Source organism: Streptomyces purpureus (genome assembly GCF_014648195.1).
GTDB classification, from domain to species: domain Bacteria; phylum Actinomycetota; class Actinomycetes; order Streptomycetales; family Streptomycetaceae; genus Streptomyces; species Streptomyces purpureus.
The window spans coordinates 1-2,485 of the sequence record NZ_BMQQ01000068.1; the positions used below are offsets into that span (position 1 = coordinate 1).

3 protein-coding genes are annotated in these 2,485 nt (G+C 68.3%); all 3 read left to right on the forward strand.

Features of this window, described 5'->3' with window-relative positions; genetic code table 11:
- Positions 1 to 702: toxin glutamine deamidase domain-containing protein (locus IEZ01_RS34355; RefSeq protein WP_229833366.1), on the forward strand; the 702-nt coding region annotated here is incomplete at its 5' end.
- Positions 703 to 712: 10 nt separating this feature from the next.
- Positions 713 to 1,012, forward strand: coding sequence for a YrhB domain-containing protein (locus IEZ01_RS34360; RefSeq protein WP_019889885.1), 300 nt, complete (start codon positions 713 to 715; stop codon positions 1,010 to 1,012).
- 3 nt (positions 1,013 to 1,015) lie between these two features.
- Positions 1,016 to 2,314, forward strand: a complete 1,299-nt coding sequence (locus IEZ01_RS34365) for a YrhB domain-containing protein (RefSeq protein ID WP_019889884.1) — start codon at positions 1,016 to 1,018, stop codon at positions 2,312 to 2,314.
- Positions 2,315 to 2,485 lie beyond the last annotated feature (171 nt).

Below are 2,485 nucleotides of genomic sequence, written 5' to 3' on the forward strand. Positions count from 1 at the left end.
ATCCCCGGCGCCCTCATCGAATCCTTCAAGAAGGACCCGAGCGAAGGCCTCGGCCGGCTCCTGCCCGAGATCTTCGGCACCAAAGGCGTGGGGGGCGGGCTCAGGGCCGGAGTCCGGGGAGCACTGGACGGGAAGCCGGACGGACCTCCCGGTAAGCCGCCGCACTCTCCTCAGCCGGATCCGGACGCTCCGAAGGATTGGAGCGCCATCGCGAAGTCCACGGATAACGTGAAGGAAAAGGCGATTCACGCCGACTCCGTCGACGCGGCGACGGCGCAGAAGTATATCGACGAGCACTATCCGTGGCTCAAGGACGTCAACAACACAGGGGCGCAGGGGTACACGGACAACTGCTCCCACAACGTGGTGGCCGTCAACCAACGTCTGGACGGGGTCGAGGTGTCCGCGGCTCCCAGGCCGGAAGGTGCTCACATTCCGCCGGAAGCCCTGGGCTTGAAGGGCCGGAAGCCTGGCGAGTACGACTGGGTCAACAGCTACGACGACATCATCAGAGACCTGAACAACCGTGGCGACGGTGCACGAAGTGCTGTGTACATCTCACGCGCAGACGGTACGGCACATGTTTTCAACGCGGTCAAGACGGACCATGGCGTCGTTTTCCTGGATGGCCAGTCTGGCACGCTGGGAGTCCTCGAGAAGGACGCCAAATACATCGGCCATATTCCGTACGGCAAGAAATGAAGGATTTCCGTTGATCTCGCAGAACGACGCTTTCGATGCGGCCCGCACCTTCCTGGCCGGCACCGAGGCCGGCAGGACGTACACCATCGTGTTGCAGCCCGAGCTGAGCACGGAGCACCCGATCGCCTGGCTCGTGCGCTTCGACTCGCAGGAGCACCTCGACACCGGTGACTTCACCAAGGCTCCGTTCACCCGGCTCGTCGTGGTGCCGAAGAACGGATCGGCGGCCCACTTCCCGCCGTCGCATCTGCCCGTGGCCGAGTATCTCGACCGTGTCGCCCGCGGCGAGTGGCCGCCCAACAAGGCCTGAACCATGAACCTCGATCCCCAGCAGCAAGCCCTCCAGTGGCTCCGCTCCACCTACCACGGCCTCGTCGAGCTCGCCGCCCCCGGCCCCGTCGCCGAGGACGCGCATACCTGGCTGTTCGCGTGCCGTGCCGTGGAGCAGCCCGGTTACCCGGCCACGCCGATGCTCGCCTCGTCCGTCGTCGTGCCGAAGAACGGGATGACCCCGTTCCACCCGGCCGCGCCCGACCCCTGGGGCGATGTGGCGGCGTTCGGCCGTTCCCCCGCTCCTCGGGAGTACGGAACACAGGCACGGGTGCTCAACTCCCGAGGGTGTGTGGTCACCGTGGCCGCGGCGCTCGGCGGGGGGCCCTCGAGCACTCTGCCCTGGTCTCCGGCGCACGAGGGGCCGGGCTGGTGGGAACTGCTGCTGAGGCGGTATTTCCCGGCCGCCCGGCCCCTGACGTGCCGTAGCTGGGAGGAGGTGATCGCGGCGGCACGGGAGACGGGGCCGGGTACGCGGGGCGTGGTGTGGGTGCGGCGCGAGACCGCGGGGTACGAGGCCAGCGGCCATCTGCTCTACGTGGACAACAACGGCGGTCAGGTCGTGATCCTCGACGGGATGACCGGCGGCTTGGCGCGACTGGAGACCCAGGGCATCCGGGAACTGGTCTTCGCGCGTACGGCTCCCCGGGCCGCCGTCGAGCCCGAGCCGTGGCTGCGGGCCGCCACCGACCTGCGGACGGCGGTCGAGAAGGCAGGGGCGTGGTTGCACCGCACGTACGACGATCCGGTGGTTCTCGTGGACCCGTCCCCGGCGGACGAGAACCGTCGCGGCTGGCTGTTCGCCTGCCAGTCGCAGGAGTTCCTGCGCGGCGGGGACTGGACGCGGGCGATGCTCGATGGTGCTGTGGTGGTGCCGAAAGCACACGGTGAGCCGTTCGGGCTGCCCAACTCGTACCCGTGGCCGTGGCTGGCTGCCTGGGAGCAGGGCGGAACCCCGGGCGAAGCTGGCATGCCGCTGCCGCCGCGCCCGGGCTCTGCCGTCTGGTTCCCCACGACGATGGCGCAGCTGGGCCAGGTGCTCTCCGTCTCGGAACACTCGGCGTGGGACACGTTGCTTGACGAGCTGTCCGCGTTCCCGGTTGGGGCGCGGGCTCTGATCTGGGCGCGACGACGGGACGGACAGGGGCGGGAGTCTGTAGGACTGCTGCTGACCGGGTTCCGCTCGGAGCAGGGCACCGGCGTCGTGGACGGTTCGGCGGCTCCGTTGACGGATCTCAACGCAGTGGCTGCGAGCGGTTTCCGGCTGATCCGGTACCGGTGACCCGGGGGAGCGGCTGGCTGACAGGACAGCAGTACGGACCAGGACAGGGCCGCCATGAAGCAGAACATATGAGCAGGGAACGGACGAGCGAGGAGCAGGGCTGATGGTGGATCTCGGGGGCATCGTCAGTGGGGGCAAGGACCTCCTGGACCGGGGCCTGGACAAGATCGA

Coding starts and splice junctions, on each gene's coding strand:
- IEZ01_RS34365 (WP_019889884.1), top strand. CDS start 1,016: ATGAACCTCGATCCCCAGCAGCAAGCCCTCCAGTGGCTCCGCTCCACC.